The organism is Mycolicibacterium sphagni, from assembly GCF_002250655.1.
Taxonomy (GTDB): domain Bacteria; phylum Actinomycetota; class Actinomycetes; order Mycobacteriales; family Mycobacteriaceae; genus Mycobacterium; species Mycobacterium sphagni.
On the sequence record NZ_NOZR01000026.1, the window covers coordinates 36,165 to 53,996 of the forward strand.

The 17,832-nt window shown below is 66.2% G+C and carries 21 protein-coding genes; 11 read left to right on the forward strand and 10 right to left on the reverse strand.

All coding sequences use genetic code 11. The features are described 5' to 3' along the window. Nucleotides 1-140 precede the first annotated feature (140 nt). Nucleotides 141-857, forward strand: a complete 717-nt coding sequence (locus tag CG716_RS24300; RefSeq protein WP_094483689.1) for an NUDIX hydrolase — start codon at nt 141-143, stop codon at nt 855-857. Between the two features lie 59 nt (nt 858-916). On the opposite strand, the gene sodN is transcribed toward CG716_RS24300, so the two are convergent. Beyond that, on the reverse strand, nt 917-1,339 hold the full coding sequence (gene sodN, locus CG716_RS24305) for a superoxide dismutase, Ni (protein ID WP_005142095.1): 423 nt from the start codon (nt 1,337-1,339) through the stop codon (nt 917-919). 22 nt (nt 1,340-1,361) lie between these two features. Here sodN and CG716_RS24310 point away from each other — a divergent pair, with 22 nt between their 5' ends. Genes CG716_RS24310 through CG716_RS24320 form a run of 4 tightly spaced genes read left to right on the forward strand, consistent with a single transcriptional unit; the run spans nt 1,362 to nt 2,852 of the window. After that, on the forward strand, nt 1,362-1,694 hold the full coding sequence (locus CG716_RS24310; protein WP_420093221.1) for a S26 family signal peptidase: 333 nt from the start codon (nt 1,362-1,364) through the stop codon (nt 1,692-1,694). Between the two features lie 57 nt (nt 1,695-1,751). Next, nucleotides 1,752-1,925, forward strand: a complete 174-nt coding sequence (locus tag CG716_RS24315; RefSeq protein ID WP_094483690.1) for a CsbD family protein — start codon at nt 1,752-1,754, stop codon at nt 1,923-1,925. A gap of 3 nt (nt 1,926-1,928) precedes the next feature. After that, a complete protein-coding gene (locus CG716_RS30340) occupies nt 1,929-2,081 on the forward strand; it encodes a hypothetical protein (protein WP_165774286.1) in 153 nt (50 codons plus the stop codon). 21 nt (nt 2,082-2,102) lie between these two features. Further along, nucleotides 2,103-2,852, forward strand: coding sequence for a 5'-methylthioadenosine/adenosylhomocysteine nucleosidase (locus CG716_RS24320; protein ID WP_094483691.1), 750 nt, complete (start codon nt 2,103-2,105; stop codon nt 2,850-2,852). Here CG716_RS24320 and CG716_RS24325 read toward each other — a convergent pair. From CG716_RS24325 to CG716_RS24335, 3 genes are all read right to left on the reverse strand, one after another. After that, the gene (locus CG716_RS24325; RefSeq protein WP_094483692.1) at nt 2,818-5,334 is read right to left on the reverse strand and encodes a DEAD/DEAH box helicase; all 2,517 of its coding nucleotides are present in this window, start codon (nt 5,332-5,334) and stop codon (nt 2,818-2,820) included. The genes CG716_RS24320 and CG716_RS24325 overlap by 35 nt on opposite strands. Before the next feature lie 27 nt (nt 5,335-5,361). Then, nucleotides 5,362-6,321 (reverse strand): amidohydrolase family protein, encoded by a 960-nt coding sequence (locus CG716_RS24330; RefSeq protein ID WP_094483693.1) that lies wholly within the window; start codon nt 6,319-6,321, stop codon nt 5,362-5,364. A 74-nt stretch (nt 6,322-6,395) separates the two neighbouring features. Further along, nucleotides 6,396-7,334, reverse strand: coding sequence for a lytic transglycosylase domain-containing protein (locus CG716_RS24335; RefSeq protein ID WP_094483694.1), 939 nt, complete (start codon nt 7,332-7,334; stop codon nt 6,396-6,398). 70 nt (nt 7,335-7,404) lie between these two features. Here CG716_RS24335 and CG716_RS24340 point away from each other — a divergent pair, with 70 nt between their 5' ends. The 4 genes from CG716_RS24340 (at nt 7,405) to CG716_RS24355 (ending at nt 10,973) form a co-directional block, all read left to right on the forward strand. After that, entirely contained in the window at nt 7,405-7,983 is a 579-nt protein-coding gene (locus CG716_RS24340; protein ID WP_420093222.1) for a M15 family metallopeptidase, read from the forward strand. A 60-nt stretch (nt 7,984-8,043) separates the two neighbouring features. Then, entirely contained in the window at nt 8,044-8,826 is a 783-nt protein-coding gene (locus CG716_RS24345; protein ID WP_094483696.1) for a maleylpyruvate isomerase family mycothiol-dependent enzyme, read from the forward strand. After that, nucleotides 8,823-9,515: a mycothiol-dependent nitroreductase Rv2466c family protein gene (locus CG716_RS24350; protein WP_094483697.1), complete on the forward strand. Its 693-nt coding sequence runs from the start codon at nt 8,823-8,825 to the stop codon at nt 9,513-9,515. The genes CG716_RS24345 and CG716_RS24350 overlap by 4 nt, the downstream gene beginning before the upstream one ends. Before the next feature lie 102 nt (nt 9,516-9,617). Beyond that, nucleotides 9,618-10,973: an HNH endonuclease signature motif containing protein gene (locus CG716_RS24355; protein ID WP_094483698.1), complete on the forward strand. Its 1,356-nt coding sequence runs from the start codon at nt 9,618-9,620 to the stop codon at nt 10,971-10,973. Nucleotides 10,974-11,072: 99 nt separating this feature from the next. On the opposite strand, the gene CG716_RS24360 is transcribed toward CG716_RS24355, so the two are convergent. From CG716_RS24360 to CG716_RS24385, 6 genes are all read right to left on the reverse strand, one after another. Beyond that, complete coding sequence (locus tag CG716_RS24360; protein WP_094483699.1) at nt 11,073-11,399, reverse strand: hypothetical protein; 327 nt, start codon at nt 11,397-11,399, stop codon at nt 11,073-11,075. Between the two features lie 12 nt (nt 11,400-11,411). Next, nucleotides 11,412-12,410, reverse strand: a complete 999-nt coding sequence (locus CG716_RS24365; protein WP_094483738.1) for an esterase family protein — start codon at nt 12,408-12,410, stop codon at nt 11,412-11,414. Nucleotides 12,411-12,503: 93 nt separating this feature from the next. Further along, the gene (locus tag CG716_RS24370) at nt 12,504-12,968 is read right to left on the reverse strand and encodes a DUF4262 domain-containing protein (protein ID WP_094483700.1); all 465 of its coding nucleotides are present in this window, start codon (nt 12,966-12,968) and stop codon (nt 12,504-12,506) included. Between the two features lie 100 nt (nt 12,969-13,068). Continuing rightward, the gene (nagA, locus tag CG716_RS24375; protein WP_094483701.1) at nt 13,069-14,199 is read right to left on the reverse strand and encodes an N-acetylglucosamine-6-phosphate deacetylase; all 1,131 of its coding nucleotides are present in this window, start codon (nt 14,197-14,199) and stop codon (nt 13,069-13,071) included. Then, nucleotides 14,200-14,985 (reverse strand): glucosamine-6-phosphate deaminase, encoded by a 786-nt coding sequence (gene nagB / locus CG716_RS24380; RefSeq protein WP_094483702.1) that lies wholly within the window; start codon nt 14,983-14,985, stop codon nt 14,200-14,202. It lies immediately after the preceding gene. 4 nt (nt 14,986-14,989) lie between these two features. Then, nucleotides 14,990-15,460 carry a PTS sugar transporter subunit IIA gene (locus CG716_RS24385; protein WP_094483703.1) on the reverse strand — a complete coding sequence of 157 codons (471 nt, stop codon included), beginning with the start codon at nt 15,458-15,460 and terminating at the stop codon, nt 14,990-14,992. 129 nt (nt 15,461-15,589) lie between these two features. Between CG716_RS24385 and CG716_RS24390 the strand changes: the two genes are divergently transcribed. Both CG716_RS24390 and CG716_RS24395 read left to right on the forward strand, forming a co-directional pair. Beyond that, the gene (locus CG716_RS24390) at nt 15,590-17,158 is read left to right on the forward strand and encodes a PTS transporter subunit EIIC (protein WP_094483704.1); all 1,569 of its coding nucleotides are present in this window, start codon (nt 15,590-15,592) and stop codon (nt 17,156-17,158) included. A gap of 185 nt (nt 17,159-17,343) precedes the next feature. After that, a complete protein-coding gene (locus CG716_RS24395; RefSeq protein WP_094483705.1) occupies nt 17,344-17,808 on the forward strand; it encodes a DUF732 domain-containing protein in 465 nt (154 codons plus the stop codon). Nucleotides 17,809-17,832 lie beyond the last annotated feature (24 nt).

The window sequence follows — 17,832 nt, forward strand, 5'->3', positions numbered from 1 at the left end:
TGGAATCACTGGGGCGTGTGGGTGAACAACGTCTTCGTTCCGACGTTCTGATTTGCGCGTGACGCCGCGGGGTGCCGTCCGATCGCCTGGATGGTGGCACCCCGCGGCGTTCGTGTGCGCGTAGTGCTTATGGTCGAACGGTGACGATCACCTATGACGACGCGTTGCGGGAGCAGATCCGTGACCACCTGGCCGGCCACAGCCGCCGTGAGGTGACCGATCCCACCAAGCGGCACGCTGCCGTCGCCATCGTCCTGGTGGATTCCCAAGCCGGCGAGGACCGGGTGGATCCCGCACCCGTCGATGACTGGATCGCGGGCCGGCCCATGGAGCCAGGCCTCGACGGACGCATGGTGGGCGTCTCTGGTGGCGCGGCGTTTTTGTTGTGCCGCAGAGCGTCCCGCCTGAGTTCTCATCCTGCGCAGTGGGCACTGCCGGGTGGCCGGCTGGATCCAGGGGAGACCGTCGTCGATGCGGCGCTGCGCGAACTCGACGAAGAGATCGGGGTCCGGCTGCCCGACTCGTCGGTGCTGGGTCTGCTCGACGACTATCCGACTCGCTCGGGCTACGTCATCACGCCGGTGGTGATCTGGGGTGGCGGACGCCTGGACCCACGCCCGGCGCCCGACGAAGTCGTCGCGGTCTACCGGGTGGGACTGCATCAGCTGCAGCGGCCGGACTCACCGCGATTCATCACCATCCCAGAAAGCCCCCGGCCGGTGGTCCAGATGCCGCTGGGCAACGACCTCATCCACGCGCCAACGGGTGCCGTGCTGCTGCAACTGCGGTGGCTGTGCCTAGAAGGCCGCCACGACCCGGTCGACGAACTCGAGCAGCCGCTGTTCGCCTGGAAGTAGCCCCCAAAACGCACGTACCGCGCGGCCCGTGGGACCGCGCGGAACGTGGAAAAAAGTTGTCAGGCGGGTGGGTAAACGCCCATGTCCTTGGCCTTCTCGGTCTTCCAGAAGATCTCGGAGATCTTGTCGATGGTCGCGAGCAGCTTCTCAGCCTCGGCGACGTCAGTCGACTTCTTGACCTCGCCGGCACCGTGGATGCCGTCCCAGAACAGCTGGTGCAGTTCTGGGAATTCCTTGAAGTGAGCCGGGCCGAAGAAGTCGGCCCACAGCACCATCAGGTGATGCTTGACCTCTTCGGCGCGCTGCTCCTTGATGATGATGGCGCGCGTCCGGAAGTGGTCATCGTCCGAGTCGTTGTACTTCTTCAGGGTCTTGAGGCAGGACAGCGCCTCGATCTTGGCCTGGGCGGGGTCGTAGACGCCGCAGTACAGGTCGCAATGGGCATGGGCAGGGGTGGCGTTGGCGAAAAGTCTTTGCAGCATGGCCATAACTTACCCTTTCACCATGCGCGGGAACCATGGGCTCTGCCAATGGCCGTTGCGCCGGTTTCTGGTGGTTGAGGACTCCATGCGCCCGACATTTCGCCCTGGTGACGGCGTGTTGTCGGTGCGCGGCGGCACTCCGCGTCGAGGCCAGATCCGGGTCTTTCCCGATCCTCGGTTGTCCTCCCGCTGGCTGGTCAAACGCGTCGGTCAGGTGCGCGGGCACGGGCGCAGCGCGACTTTCGAGGCGTGCTCGGACAATCCCGCCGCGCCGGGCGTCGTCGACTCCCGCGAATTCGGGTGGGTGCCTGCGACGGGCTCCTACCGCGTCGTGTGGACAGTCCGGGGAGCCTAACGACCTGGTGACAGGGGGTGGGGTTTCGGCTCCGCACTCCCGAGGTACCCGCCACCCATGGGTATTTCAGACAAGATCAGCAATAAGGTCGATGACGTCGCCGGAAAGGCCAAGGAGGGCCTCGGCAAGGCGACGGATGACAAGAGCACCGAGAACGAAGGCAAGATCGACCAGGCCAAGGCGAGCCTCAAGGACGCCGGCGAGAAGGTCAAGGACGCTTTCAAGCACTAAAGCGTGGAACTGAGTAACGAGCCACCACCCACCCCGGCGGACGCCAGAAAGGCGACCGAGGAACAGCGCATCCTTCAGCAGGAGTTGGATCACCAGGATGACGATCCCAACGCGCCGGGGCGGGTGGACCGGCATCAGGTCGCCGACGAGACGTAGTCCCGCATGCCACACTGCCGTGTGGCTATCGGATTGATCTGCGCTATTCCTCAGGAACTGGCCCACCTACGCACGCTGCTCGTCGACGCCGTCGCGGTGCGTGCGGCTCACACCGAATTCGTCAGCGGGACGTTGGATGGCTTCGACGTCGTGCTGGCGGGTTCGGGCATGGGGAAGGTGAACAGCGCCCTCGTCGCAACCGTGTTGGCCGATCGATTCGGTTGCGGTGCAATTGTTTTCTCGGGTGTGGCAGGTGGCCTCGACCCGCACCTGGCGGTGGGTGACGTGGTGATCGCCGATCGGGTCATCCAGCACGATGCAGGACTGATCGAAGACGACCGGTTGCAGACTTATCAGCCGGGCCACGTCCCGTTCATCAATCCCACCGAGGTATTCGGCTACCGGGTCGACGACGCTCTGTTGGCGCTAGTCGTCGACCGCCTCGCGGAGTTCACGCTGCCCACGGCGGCTATCCGATTTGGCACGGTGCTGTCCGGCGATCAGTATCTGCACTGCGAGGTGACCCGGCAGCGGCTGCAGCGCGAATTCGGCGGCCTTGCCGTGGAGATGGAGGGCGGCGCTGTGGCGCAGGTCGCCGACGCGTTCGGGGTGCCCTGGTTGGTCATCCGGGCGCTGTCGGATCTGGCCGGGCGCGATTCGCGGTTCGACTTCCTCGCCTTCGTCGACGAAGCCGCGGCGTCATCGGTGGCGATTCTGCGTTGGCTGCTCCCCGTGCTCAGTCCATTCGTCCAGCGTCGATCAACCGGATAACCGCCGCGCCTTCCTCATCAGAAGCCTCCAGGTCCACCTCGACGTCGAACCCCCAGTCGTGGTCGCCGGCCGGGTCGTCGAGGATCTGCCGTACTCGCCAGACTCCCGGCTGCCGGTCGATGATCAGACATGCCGGGCCACGGGCGTCGGCGCCGGTGCCTACGTCGTCGTGCTCGTCAAAGTAGGCGTCGATAACCGCCGCCCACCGCTCGCCAGTCCACCCGGAGCCGCCGTCCAGTACGCCAAGATCATGCCAGCGGCGCCGGGCGAACAACTCCACCCTGCGGAACAGCGCATTGCGGACCATCGAGGTGAACGCCCGCTCGTTGCCGGTCAACGGGCGGTTTGGCACCGAGACGGTGACGTCATGTGGCTGGTCCGGGTTGGTGAGCTGCTCCCATTCGTCGAGCAGACTCGAATCAACCTGGCGGACAAGCTCTCCTAGCCACTCGACGACGTCGGTGAACTCGTCGGTCCGTGCGGCAGCCGGCACGCCGGACCGCAACGCCTTGAAGGCGTCGGACAAGTAGCGGAGGACCGCTCCTTCGGAGCGGGTCAGCCCATAGACGCTGACGAACTCCCGAAAGGTGAACGCGCGCTCCCACATCTCACGCACGACGGCCTTCGGAGACAGGTGCGCGTCGGCGGCCCAGGGATTGCTCTGCAGGTATACGGCGTAGGCGTGCTGCAGCAGTTCGTCGAGCGGCTTGGGGTAGGTCACGTCATCGAGGAGCTCGATGCGTTCGTCGTACTCGATGCCGTCGGCCTTCATTGCCGCTACGGCCTCCCCCCTGGCCTTGTTAAGCTGCGCCGCCAGGATTGCGCGGGGGTCCTCGAGGGTCGCCTCGATCACCGAAACGACATCCAGCGCATAGGTTTCCGACGTCGTGTCCAGCACGTCGAGCGCGGCGAGGGCGAACGTCGACAACGGTTGGTTGAGAGCGAAGTCGGCCGGCAAGTCGACGGTCAAGCGGTAGCGGCGCCCGTCCGGCTCGGGCTGGTCGAGGCGCTCCAATACGCCGGCCTGCAGCAGCGAGCGGGCGATGCCGACCGCCTCGCGGATGTGCTGAAGTTGACGCTTACGTGGCTCGTGGTTGTCGGTGAGCAGCCGTCGCATCGCGAGAAACGGGTCGCCGGGACGGTCGACGACGTCGAGGATCATCGCGGTCGACACCCGCATGTTGCTCGTCAGGGGCTCAGGCGAAGCCAGGACCAACCTATCCAGTGTCGACTCGCTCCACGGCACCGTGCCCTCGGGCGCCTTGCGGCGCACCAGTTTTCGGAGCTTCTTCTTGTCGTCGGCGGCCTTGGCGAACTGTTTGAGGTTCTCCACCTCGTGGTCGGGTGCCTGCACGACGACGGTTCCGGCGGTGTCGTAGCCCGCCCGCCCGGCCCGGCCGGCGATTTGGTGAAACTCGCGCGCGTTGAGCAGCCGGGTGCGGGTGCCGTCGTACTTCGACAACGCCGAGAAGACGACGGTGCGGATCGGCACGTTGATCCCGACGCCCAGGGTGTCGGTGCCGCAGATGACTTTCAGCAGGCCGGCTTGCGCCAGCTGCTCCACCAGCCGCCGATACTTGGGCAGCATGCCTGCGTGGTGGACGCCGATCCCATGCCGGACCAGCCGCGACAACGTCGAACCAAACGTTGTGGAGAAGCGGAAGCCACCGATCAAGTCGGCGATCGCGGCCTTCTCTTCCTTGGTGCTCACGTTGACGCTCATCAGAGCTTGCGCCCGTTCCAGCGCCGATGCTTGGGTGAAGTGGACGACATAGATCGGGGCCTGCTTGGTGTCGAGCAGGTCGCCGATCGTCTCGTGTATCGGCGTGGTCGCGTAGCTGTAATACAGCGGCACCGGCCGTTCGGCGTTGGCGACCAGCGCCGTCGGCCGGCCGGTGCGTCGCGTCAGGTCCTCGCGGAGGAATGTGACGTCGCCGAGCGTGGCCGACATCAGGAGGAACTGGGCGTGCGGCAGCTCGAGTAGCGGCACTTGCCAGGCCCAGCCGCGGTCGGGGTCCCCGTAGTAGTGGAACTCGTCCATCACCACCAAGCCGATGTCCGCGTCGGCGCCCTCGCGCAGCGCGATGTTGGCCAGGATCTCCGCGGTGCAGGCGATGAGCGGAGCGCCGGCGTTGACAGCGGCGTCGCCGGTCAGCATGCCCACATTGGCCGCGCCGAAAATCTCGCAGAGCGCAAAGAACTTCTCGCTGACGAGAGCCTTGATCGGGGCGGTGTAGTAGCTGCGGTTCCCTACCGCCAACCCCGCATAAATCGCACCGGTGGCCACCAGCGACTTGCCTGAGCCGGTCGGCGTCGCCAGCACCACATTCGCGCCGCTGATCAGTTCGATCAGTGCTTCCTCTTGCGCCGGGTAGAGCACGGTGCCGCGGGACTGAGCCCATGCCGCGAACGAGGCGAACACCTCGTCAGGGTCGTCGCGCAGTGCGCGCAGGGCTGACAGATCGCTCGGGCTCGTGGGCATGGCTATGCCCGTCAGGCTACTGGTTGGTCAGCGCCGGATTTTCGCGCACAGCCGGTCCCAGTTGCCCGACGCGATGCTGATCTTGTCGTCGTCACTGAGGTCGGCCTCCTGAAGGAAGCGACGGGCACCGGCGTCGGCGTCGTACCGATAGGGGTAATCGGTCGCGAACATGACCCGTTCGACGCCGACCACCTCCAGAGCCCAGCGCAGATAGCGCGCGCTGAACACTCCGCCGGGTGTGACGTGCACATTGGTGCGGAAGTAGTCCGACACAGGCCGGTCCAGCTTGGCCGCCGCCGAGAGATTGTCGATGCGGTCCAGATAGAACAGCACCATCTCGCCCCAATGGCCGAGGATCACTTGAAGATCGGGAAAGCGGTCGAAGACGCCGGCCAGGATCAGCCGCAACATCTGAACCCCGGTGTCGTAGTGCCAGCCGACACCGAATCGCGCGAAGGCCGAGTCAACGGCATCGCCGAATCCGCTGTAATAGGCCGCGCGCACGGCTGACTCGGGTTCTTGCGGGTGCAGGTACAGCGGTGCGTTCAACGCCGAGGCTGCCTCGAAGATCGGCCAGAAGCGCGACTCGTCCAGGCTGTGATCGCGGGTCCGCGGAAACACCATCGCGCCGTTGAGACCGAGTTCGGTGATCGCACGTTCCAGCTCACGGGCTGCCCGCGTCGGTGCCGAGGTGGCCAATGTGGCGAAGCCCTGGAACCGATCGGGGTGCTCCCGCACCACGTCGGCGATCCGGTCGTTCGTGGCGCCCTGCAGATGGGTTGCCGCATCGGGCTGCAGATCCTGCACGCCCGGCGTGGACACCGACAGCACCTGCACGTCGAGGCCGGTTGCGTCCATCGCGGTGAGGCGGTGATCGTCGAGTTCGATGAGGCGCCGCTGCAGGTCCCGCGGCATCGTCGCTTGCTGCGGTAAATGTTCGAGGAGGTCCGTCGTGAGGAAGTGCTCCTCGAGGCCGATCGTTTTCACGCCGGTGTCCTCTCGTGGTCATGAGGTCCCTGCTGTCGTCTCTACCCCCGAATTCTGGGAGCGCTCTCAGCGACTCACTGCGGGTGGGTCGCCAGGTACTCACCGACCGGGATCGGCGCATCGGCGTCGTAGCCGATCGGCAGGACGATGTCGCCGTCGGTGGTCACGGCGTACACGTCCCAGCGGTAGTAGCCGGCGAACGACGCGGGATCGGCCAGCACGGCCGCATAGTCCTTGACTGCCGCCACGTACTGGTCGGCGTGGTTGTACCGGTAGATCGCGTGGTCGGGATCGGCGCTGAAACCGTTGGCGGCCAGGTACCGGCCGGCGGCCATGATGCTGTCGTGCGGTGAGCGGATGTCGCCGCCGTCGCCGTAGCCGGCGAACGTGGACGGCAGGAACTGCATGGGGCCGTCCGCCCCTGCGGTACTCAAGCCGACGATGCTGCCCAAGCGGGTTTCGACCAAGTTGATCGCGGCCAGGTAGTTCCAGCCGACACCGGTCGCGGCCTCGGCCTCGTGGTAGTAGCCGAGCAGTTCATCGGCCGGGGCGGGCGGCACGATGCGCCACGCCGGCAACGTGTCCCGCACGTGCGCCATGGCCGCGAGCTGCCGCCGGGCGTCGACATTCCGGTCGTAGGCCTCGGTCAGTGTCGCCGGGATCCGCGGCCGGATAACGGCGTCCCATTCAGGGTGACGGCCGATGGCGCGGTAGGCGACCTGCTGGCGGCGTGCGGCGGCCACCAGCGCGTCTTCGGGTGTCGCCGGATCACGAATGGCCAGTTCGTCGGCGACCAGATCGTCGGCCAGCTGAACCGGATCGGATGCCAGCCGGGGTTGCGCACCCGCGGGGTCTGCGGCCGGCTCTGTCGTCGAATCCATGGGGGTCGCGGGCACCGATGCCGCGGGGGAGTGAGCGGTAGACGTGCTCGCCGTGGGGCTGGATGTTGGTGCGCAGGCGGTGACGGCAATCAGGACCGTGGCGGGCACGAGGGTCCAGAGTCGGGTGCGCACCGCGCAAGTCTGTCCTACGGCGGCGGCGCGTGCACCGAATTCGGTCTGGGATGATGGGGAGATCATGCGGATGGACCCCACACTCGCCACGGCCGGAATGCTGGGCCTGGCCACGAGCGCGGCACTGGTACTCGGTGCCGCGGGAGTACCCGCCGAGGCTCCGCGAATCTTGTTGGCCGACAACACTGTCAGCGTCGAACCGCCCGCGGTCGCGCCCGGCGACGGATCGCTGGCCGACGGCCAGACCCTGACCCCGTTCGATGTGCAGAACCCCGCTGTGGGCCGCCTCGATCCGCAGCTGCTCGACGCGATCCAGCAGGCGGCCAATGCGGCAAAGGCCGACGGCATCACCCTGACCATCACCTCCGGATGGCGCTCGCCGGAATTCCAGCAGCGTCTGCTCGACAGCGCGGTGGCCCAATACGGCAGCCTGGCCGCGGCCCGGCAGTACGTGCAGACGCCGGAGGCGTCCAAGCACGTCATCGGCCAGGCGGTCGACGTCGGCGGCGTGGGTGCTGACCAGTGGCTGATCGCCAACGGCGCGCGGTTCGGGCTGTGCCGGATCTATGCCAACGAACTGTGGCATTTCGAGCTGGCCACCGATGCCGCGGGCAATTGTCCGCCGCTGTTGCCCAACGCTGCGGGCTGAGTTCGGCGGGATCGGCCCGATCAGGCCCGGCCGTGAGCCCGGCGTAGTTTGATCGGCAGCATGAGGAGTCTGGACGAGATCCGAGCCGCGCTCGAGGACTGTTACGCGGCGATTGAAGGCCTGTGCGCGGACCTGAGCGCCGCCGAGTGGAAGACGCGGTCGTTGTGCCCGGATTGGGACATGGGCGAGGTGGTGCAGCATGTCGTCAGTATCGAAGCAGTCATGGCCGGGTGGCTGCCAGAGGATGTCAGCACCCCGCCGCCGTTCGGGCGGGCGGCGGAGTTCTTGGCTGGCACCGACGATCCGGCTGTTCTGACCGAGAAAGTGCGCGCCGTCTTCGACGAGCGGCGGCGCGATCTGAGTGCGCTGACACCAGCCGACCTGGCCCGGCCGTCGTGGATGCCGGTGGGCCCGGGCACGTATGGGCGGTTTTTGGAGATCCGCGTCTTCGATTTCTGGGTGCATGTGCGTGACATAGCGATTCCGCTGGGCCGCAGCACCGATGACGGCGGGCTGGCTGCGGAGCTGGCACTGGCTGAGGTGGAGGGTTCCATCGGCTTCATCGCCGGGAAGAAGGTGGGTGTTCCCGATGGCAGCAGCATCGCTTTCCGGTTGACCGGGCCGGTGGTCCGCGAGATCGACGTCGCAGTCGACGGCCGCGCCAAACAGGTTGCGCACCTGGATAATCCGGATGCCGTCCTGACGACGGATTCCACCACGTTCATCATGCTGGCCAGCGGGCGCATCGACCCGCAGGCCCAGATCGATTCGGGTGCGGTCAGCTGGACCGGGGATGCGGAGCTCGGTGAGCGCGCGGCCCGCAATCTGAGGTTCACGATGTGAGCGGGCAGCCGGCGTTTGTCGATTTCCATTTCGATGTCATGTGCCCGTACGCGTATCAGACGTCGCGCTGGATGTGTGATGTGCGGGATCGGACCGGGTTGGTGGTGAACTGGCGGTTCTTCAGCCTCGAGGAGATCAACCGCCACGAAGGCAAAAAGCACCCGTGGGAACGGGAATGGTCCTATGGCTGGTCGATGATGCGGATCGGGGCCCTGCTGCGCCGTCGGTCGATGGCCGACGTCGAGGCCTGGTATCAGCGAGCCGGCCACGCCTTGCACGTGGACGGGCACAAACCCCACGAGCCGGCGGTGGCCCGGCATTTGTTGCAGGAGCTGGGGTTTGATCCTGCTCTGGTCGATGAGGCGATCGCCGACCCCACCACCAGTGACGAGGTGCTGGCCGATCACCGCCGGGTGGTGACCGCTGACGGCTACGGCGTGCCGACGCTGTTCTTTCCCGACGGGCAATGCTTATTCGGGCCGGTGCTCATCGACCCTCCGACCGGGGAGGCGGCGGTGCGGCTATGGGACGCCGTCGTCGCGTGGACGGAGTTCCCGCACCTCTACGAACTCCAGCGGCCCAAAACGGCCGCCGACGGGCAGCTGATCACCGAGACGTTCCGTCCGTATCTGGAAGCGCGCGACTGGGTTTCGATCAACCGCGGCGAGGTCATCAGCTTCGGGGACTAGGCGTGAATTCCGAAGGGGACCAATCTATCCCCAGTTTCGGGTTGATCCCCAGGTTGGGTTTCGAGGTCTCGTTGTGTCGGTGGGGCGGCATATGATTCGAACATGCTTTCGATCGCCGTGGGTGAGGCGTTGGACGCGATCGACGCCGCCCGGACCACCTTGGCCAAGCTGGATTTGAGCGGTTTGACGGTGGCCGAGTTGTTGGAGATCGCCGCCCGGTGTGAGAAGGACGCCCGCCACGACGACGTGATCCGCCACGACCTGAGCCACGAGTTGCATCAGCGCGACGTCAGCGAACTCGGCGGAGCGGCACACAAGGTGCTTGCCGACTGGCTGCGGATCACCCCGGCTGAGGCCAAGCGCCGGGCCCGGGTTACCGAACCGCTGGCCCCGCGGGTGACGTTGACCGGGGAACCGATGGCTCCACACCAGCCCGGTACGGCGGCCGCGTGGCGTGCAGGTGGGCTGGATCGCGAGCATGTCCGCGTCATCCAACGTTTCTTGGGTGATCTGCCGTGGGATGTGCCCGGCCCGGTGCGCGAGAAGAGCGAAGAGTTTCTAGCCGAACACGCCGTGCTGTTGCGGCCCGATCAGCTCGCGCGGTTGGCGGATCGACTGGCGTTGGAGATCAACCCCGATGGCGAGTTCTCCGACGAGGATCGCGCCCGCAAACGCAGTTTCGTGTTGAGTCGACAACGACCTGACGGGATGAGTGAAGCGCGACTGTCTGTGACCCCCGAACTCCGGAGTTATCTGGAGGTGGTGTTGGCCAAATTCGCCAAGCCCGGGATGTGCAACCCCGCCGATCAGACCGCGGTCATCGACGGTGAACCCGTTCCGGCCCAGATCGAGGGCGACACCCGCACCATGGGGCAGCGCCACCACGATGCGTTGACGGCCGTCCTGCGCAGCACGCTGGGGAATCCAAAACTGGGCCAGCACAACGGACTCCCGGTCACCGTCATCGTCTCCACCACAGTGCAGGAACTGCAGAACAAGACCGGCCACGGCATCACCGGCGGCGGCAGCATGCTGCCCATTACCGATGTCATCCGGATGGCCCGCCACAGCTACCACTACCTGGCCCTGTTCGACGGGGTCACCGGTCAAGCCCTGTGGCTGGGCCGCAGCAAACGCATCGCATCGGCGGATCAGCGAATTGTGCTGCACGCCAAAGACCGCGGCTGCACGGCACCGGGCTGCACGGTGCCCGGCTACAACGCCCAAGTCCACCACGCCGCCAAAGACTGGTCCGACGGCGGCGCCACCAACATCGACGACCTCGGCTTTGCCTGCCCCTCCGACAACCAACTCGTCGAAACCGGCGGCTGGACCACGCGCAAGCTCCCCAGCGGCGACACCGAATGGATCCCACCCCCACACCTGCCATTCCTGAGCGGCGGCGTCAACACCTACCACCACCCAGAGCGCTTCCTCCCAAAAGATCCCCAAACATGAGGAAGGCGGCTAGCTCCACACTGTGCAGGGCTGTTGGTCAGCGCGGCCAATGATGTTGGCTAGGAACAATTCTCGGTCACACGCCGGGGCCAACGACAACTACCCCTCAGTGTCGTTGTCGTCATGGTCTTTCGGCGGCTCAGCCAGTGACAGCTGGAAGATCAGCAGCATCAGCCCCATGATCATCACGGTGGAGATGATGTCGAACCATTGGAACGGATAGAAGGCGCCATCGATCGAGAGAACCAGCGTGGTTTCGACCACCCCGAACGCCGCCAGGAATGCGCCCATACGCCAGCGTGACTGGCCGCGGTGCAGTCGGGTACGCCGCAGCTCCACCGCGAGAGTGAGGAGAAGTACCGGAAGTATCTGGGCCAGCGCAGTCGCGGTCTCGGCGTCTACCAACACGATGGGGTGCGCGGCCACTGGGTCCTCCGATCACGCGCTCGGGGTTGCGCCGAGTACCCGCTGCAGATCGCCCTTCATGGCCTGCAGCTGTGCACCCCAGTAACCCCAGCTGTGGGTTCCGCTGGGCGGGAAATTGAACACGGCGTTGTGCCCGCCCGCAGCCAGATATTTGCGCTGGAACTCTTTGTTGGTGTCCAGCGTGATGTTCTCCAGGTAACCCGCGGAGAACAGGCCGCCGGCGTTGACGTCGTCGCCGTCGTCAAGATCGGACGGGGCACCGGTCCCGCAATAGATCCACACCGCGGTGCCGTTAGCCACCAGCCGCGCGATGTTGACCATCGGGTCGTTGCGCTGCCAGGCCGGATCACTGGCCGGACCCCACATGTCGGTGGAGCGATACCCTCCGCCGTCCTTCATGGCGACGCCGATCAGTGTCGGCCACAGGCCCAGTGACGGGTTGAGGAACCCGGACAGCGAAGCGGCGAAGATGAATTGGTCGGGATGCCAGATCGCCAAGGTCAAGGCGGCACTGCCCGACATCGACAAGCCGACGATCGCGTTGTTGATCGGAGTGATCGCTTTGTTGGTGGCCAGCCAGGCCGGCAGCTCCTGGGTGAGGAACGTTTCCCACTTGTAGGTCACGGTCCCGTTGGACCCTGCCGCGGGCCGGTACCAGTCGCTGTAGAAGCTCGATTGACCGCCGACCGGCATCACGATCGACAGGCCTGATTGGTAGTACCACTCGAAGGCGGCAGTGTTGATGTCCCAGCCGTTGGCATCGTCCTGGGCGCGCAGTCCGTCCAACAGGTAGACGGCGTGCGCGCCGCCGCCCTGGAACTGGATGCGGATGTTGCGCCCCATCGACGGGGACGGCACGTCCAGCTGCTCGACGGGCAGGCCCGCGCGCGAGTAACCGGCGGCAGGCGCCGTCTGGCCGGTAAGGCCGGCCATACCGGGACCCAGCAGGACGACAGTCGTGACGACCGCGGCCCGCTGCGCCCAGCGAACCGCACGTTGCACGGAGATCATCACGACCAGCAACGTAACAACGCCGGCGCTCCTGGCCTGGCCTGGCACACCTGCCGTAATGGCTTTGTGATCAAAGGAATTGGGGCCGCTCGATCAGGCGGCTCTGGCGCGCACCCCCAGCACCGGCTGGCGGCTTTCACTATCGCAGAAGTCCGCCGCCCACGGCCAGCGCCCGCGGCCGTCAGCCCAGACCAGTTGCAGTGCGCGAATGGGGCCGTACAAGGCGACCGCGAAACCCATGTGCGCGTCGGGATGGTCGACCTCGACGACCTCCAGCATGGGGCAGCCACACAGGGTGAACTGCTGGCCCGCGGTGAGCTCCACGCCGCGCAGAATGTGTTCGGCCGACCCGTTGAGCACCCGAAGGGCACGTTGCGGCGACACGTTGGTGATCAGCAGCTCGGGTACGTCGTAGTCGCTCAACCCGATCGTGTACGCAAACGGCATCCGCGGGGACTCGACGTATTGCACTGTCCAGCCCCTCCGCAAGATCTTTCCGCGCACCTCGTCGAGGTAGTCGTCGACGGTGCTGCCCGGGTGGTCGCAGATCCAGCACATGGCGCTGCCCCTTTCGGCTGTGTCTTCAGTGCCTCGACAGAAGGCTCACCGACACCATGCACCCAGCGTCCGACAAATTCTCGAACAGACGTTCGCCGACTCAGCGGGAAACCCACGCACCGCCGTGCAGAACGTCAGTCACTGCCAGGTCGTCATCGAGCGCGACCAGGTCGGCGCGCGCACCGGCGACCAGCACCGGACAGGGAAGGCCAAGGGCGCAAGCCGGATTCAGCGACGACTGCCGCACGGCCACTGACAATCCCTCGTCACGGGGCAGTCCGCTGTGGTCGACGGCGAATCGGAACACCCGGTCCATCGTCGCGGTACTACCGGCGATCGTCGACGTGCCGGCCAGAGTCGCCATGCCGCCGGCGACCTCGACGTCCATCCGCCCGATCTGATAGTGCCCATCACCGGCCCCGGCGGCAGCCATCGCGTCGGTGATCAATGACAACCGGTCGGAGCCGGCGGCCCGGCTCACATGCCGGTACAGGGCTGCGTTGACGTGCACGCCGTCGGCGATCAGTTCGACGGTCACCCGCGGGTCTTCCAGCAGGGCGATCACCGGGCCCGGCTCGCGGTGGTGGATCGGTCGCATCGCGTTGAACAGGTGTGTCCCCACCGTTGCGCCCGCTGTGATCGCCGCCCGGGTCTGCTCATAGGTCGCCTCGGTATGACCGACCGCTGCTACCGCACCGGCGTCCACTATCCGTTCGATGGCGGCCATCGAGCCCGTGCGTTCCGGTGCCAGGGTGACCATCCGGATAGTTCCGCCGCCGGCCTTCAGCACGCGGTCGACCTCACCGGCGTCCGGATCGCGCAGAAACACGGGATCGTGTGCCCCACAACGCTTGACAGCCAGCCACGGTCCCTCCAGATGAACCCCGCCGATCAAACCCTCGCGCACGTGCCCGGCCAGCACCTGGACTTGGTGCAGCAGGTCGGCCGGCCCGGCAGAGACCAGCGACGCGATGAGCGTCGTGGTGCCGTGGCGGCGATGGCAATCCACCGCTGCCACCGTGGCGGCCCTGGTTGCCGCTGAGAAATCCGAACCCCCGCCGCCGTGCACGTGGGTGTCGACGAAACCGGGTACCACCGTGCCCAGGTGCCGGTCGGCGGGTCGCGGTGGGTCCCCGGCTCCGAGGGCTGCCACCGTCGCACCGGATACCTCGATCCAGCCCGGCCGCAACAACTCTCGGCCCGTCAGCAGGGTTTCGGCGGTGAGCAGCACTCAGATGCCCTGCCACTTCGGCTTGGACAGGTAGGTCTCCCGGTAGTAGTCGGCCAGCTGCAGCCGACGGGCGGCGGCGCCGTCGAGCAGCACCGTGACGTGGGGATGGTGCTGCAGGACGGTGGCCGGCCACATCGCGCTCACCGGTCCTTCGACGAGTTGGTGCACGGCTTCGGCCTTGGAGCGGCCGGTCGCCACCAGGATCACGTGGCGGGCCGCCATGATGGTGCCCAATCCCTGCGTCAGGCAATGCGTGGGGACGAGGTCGACGTTGCCGCCGAAGAACCGCGCGTTGTCGATACGCGTCTGGCGCGTCAGCGTTTTGATCCGGGTTCGCGACGCCAGCGACGAGCCGGGCTCGTTGAAACCGATGTGGCCGTCGGTGCCGATGCCCAGGATCTGCAGGTCGACACCGCCCGACGCCTCGATCGCCTGCTCGTAGCCGGCGCACGCCGCCGGAATGTCGTCGGCCAGGCCGTCGGGACCGGCCACCGCCTCCGGTGCGAAGTCGACACGCGAGACGAACACCGCGTCGATGACGTTGCGGTAGCGCTCGGGATGGTTGGCGGGCAGCCCGACGTACTCGTCGAGGGTGAAGCCGCGGGCGTGACGAAAGGAGAGGCGCCGCGCCTCGTAGCGGTCGGCCAACTCGTCATAGATCGTCAGTGGTGACGAGCCGGTGGCCAGCCCCAGCACCGCTGTCGGCTTGCCAAGCAGCAGCGCCTCGATGGCCTCGGCGGCGATGATGCCGATCTGCTGCGTGTCCTCTCCGATGACAACTTCCATGTGCTTACTTGCTGGCCGTGAAAAGTGCTGAACCAGAAACGATTTCAGCGCCGTTGACGACGGCGTCGCCGACCACGACGTTGGCCGGTTCGCGCTCGTCCATGACGACGACGGGAACGATGGGATTCAAGCCGGCGGCTACGACTGCCGGCACGTCATAGGTGATCACCGTTTGACCGGCGGCCACGGTATCGCCTTCGGCGACATGGGCGCTGAATCCAACACCCTTCAGTGCCACCGTGTCGAGGCCGAGATGGACCAGAACGCCGACGTTCTCGCTCGTCGTGATGATGTAGGCGTGCGGCATCAGCTTCAGGATCCGACCGCCGACCGGCGCCACGGCGTCGACCACCGTATGTGGGGGATCGACCGCGGCGCCGTAACCCACCATGCCCTGGGAGAAAACGGGATCCGGCACATCGCGCAGCGCGACGGCGCGTCCGGACACCGGTGCGTGGACGGGCGTTGTGCTCACATCGACTCCTTCGGCTGGTGGCATCGAGAATAGAGAGTGGGCGCCTGCAGGCGTGGCGGAAACAGCGTCTCTCGTGCGAAGGTTTGTTTAAGCTTCGGCTGTGCTGCGACAACGGGAGGTCGACCGGCGATGAGCGCGTCCACCAAAGACTCAGGGGCACAGCAAAAGTCGAGACTGAGGATTCCGGGCTTCGCGCAGCTGCAGCGTCTCGGCAAGAGCCTGATGCTTCCGATCGCCGTGCTGCCCGCCGCGGGCATCCTGCTGCGGCTGGGCCAAGACGACCTGCTGGGCCGGATCAAGGCACCGGTGATCGGGCCGTTCTTCCAGGCGATGAGCGCCGCCGGCGGGGCGTTGTTCAACAATCTGGCCCTGCTGTTCGCCGTCGGCGTCGCGATCGGCTTCGCCCGCAAGGCCGACGGCTCGACTGCGCTGTCGGCCGTCGTCGGATATCTGGTGATGCAGGCGGTGTTCAAGACCATGTCGCCGTTCGTACTCGCGGGGCAGCTCGACAAAGCCGGCGAACAGGCACAGATCAACTACAGCGTATTCGGCGGAATCATCATCGGGCTCATCACCGCGTGGCTCTTCGACCGCTACCACACCATCCAGCTACCGGCCTATCTAGGCTTCTTCGGCGGCCGGCGCTTCGTGCCGATCGTGGTGTCGCTGGCGTCCCTGGTGGTCGCCTTCGCAATGAGCTACTTCTACCCGATCTTCGACGCCGGGCTCACCGGGCTGGGCCGCTTCATCGGCGGTGCGGGCGCCCTGGGCGCCTTCGTCTACGGGTTCGCCAACCGCATGCTGATACCACTTGGCCTGCACCACATCCTGAACTCCTACGTGTGGTTCATCTACGGCAGCTACCCGACCGGCGATGGCCACGTCGTCACCGGCGAGCTCACTCGGTTCGCTGCCGGCGACCCCAGCGCGGGCCTCCTGACGTCCGGCTTCTATCCGATCCTGATGTTCGGTCTGCCCGGCGCGGCGCTGGCGATGATCCACGTCGCGAACAAGAAGCAGCGCAAGGTCGCGTTCGGCATCCTGTCGGCCGCCGCGCTGACCGCTTTCCTCACCGGGGTGACCGAGCCGCTGGAGTTCGCCTTCATGTTCGTGGCCTTCCCGCTCTATGTCGTGCACGCCGTGCTGACCGGACTGTCCCTGGCGATCGCGTACCTGCTGGACATCCATCTGGGGTTCTCGTTCTCGGCGGGCCTCATCGACCTGCTGCTGTACGGCACCGCGCCGGCCGCCAAAAACATCCCCTTGCTCGTCGTCATGGGCCTGGTTTTCTTCGCGGTCTACTACCTGCTGTTCCGGTTCGCCATCACGAAATGGAACATGCGTACGCCGGGACGTGAGCCGGAGGCGGAGTTCGATGCCGAGGAGCGGGCCAACCTCAGCGAGGGCGCGGCACCGGCGACGGCAGTCGCTGCCGACGGTGCTGTTTTGACCGCCCAGGTCGCCGTCGACAGCAGGGCCGAGCAACTCATCGCGGCCTTCGGTGGCCGGGAGAACCTGCGCAATGTCGACGCCTGCATCACCCGGTTGCGGATGGAAGTGGCCGACCCGGGCAAGGTCGACCCGGATGGGTTGCGCGGTCTGGGCGCGGCCGGGGTGATCGAAGTGGGCAACAGCGTTCAGGCGGTATTCGGCACTCAGGCCGAGGTGCTGAAGAACGAGATCACCGACGCCCTCTGAGAGCGGCTGCAGTATCGCCGAAATCGGGAAGTGTCGCACCCGCAGCCCACAGAACACGCAGAGGAAACGCATAGGCTTCGAACCTTGATGCTTCCGTGGCCAAACTGTGACTCGAGTAAACCATTGTTACCGAAGTGACATTTGCGGCTCTTGCTACTGAGCCAATCGAGCCAGGGTAGGACCAAATGACCGTTCGCACATTCAGCGCAGAGATCCTCGCCGTCAGCGCCGGCGTGTTGATCGCCGCGACCGCTTTGCCGGCCCCTGCCCAGGCAGACCCAGGCGACCTCAGCGGTGTGCTGGGCACCGTCGGCGTCGGAAACAACGGTCCGATCACTCAGTTGATCGAGCAGATCGGACAACAGATCTGCCCGCTCATAGTGAAGCCGGGCGGCAGCCTGGTGTCCAACGCCACGACCGCGAGCGGCCACGGCGGCCTGGCCTCCCAGGTCACCGGATTCGTGGCGGAGCAAGCCATCCAGTCCCAATGCCCGGCAGTGATGACCCAGCTCGCCAACGGCAACATCACACCGCTCATGCAGATGCTGAGCACCGCCAACCAGGCGTCGAACACGCTCAACACCTTGAGCGGCACGGCGGCGCCTGCCCTGCCATCGGTGCCGTCGATCGCTTTGCCGCAGGCTGGCTAACGCCGGTGGCCGCGCCGCCGATAA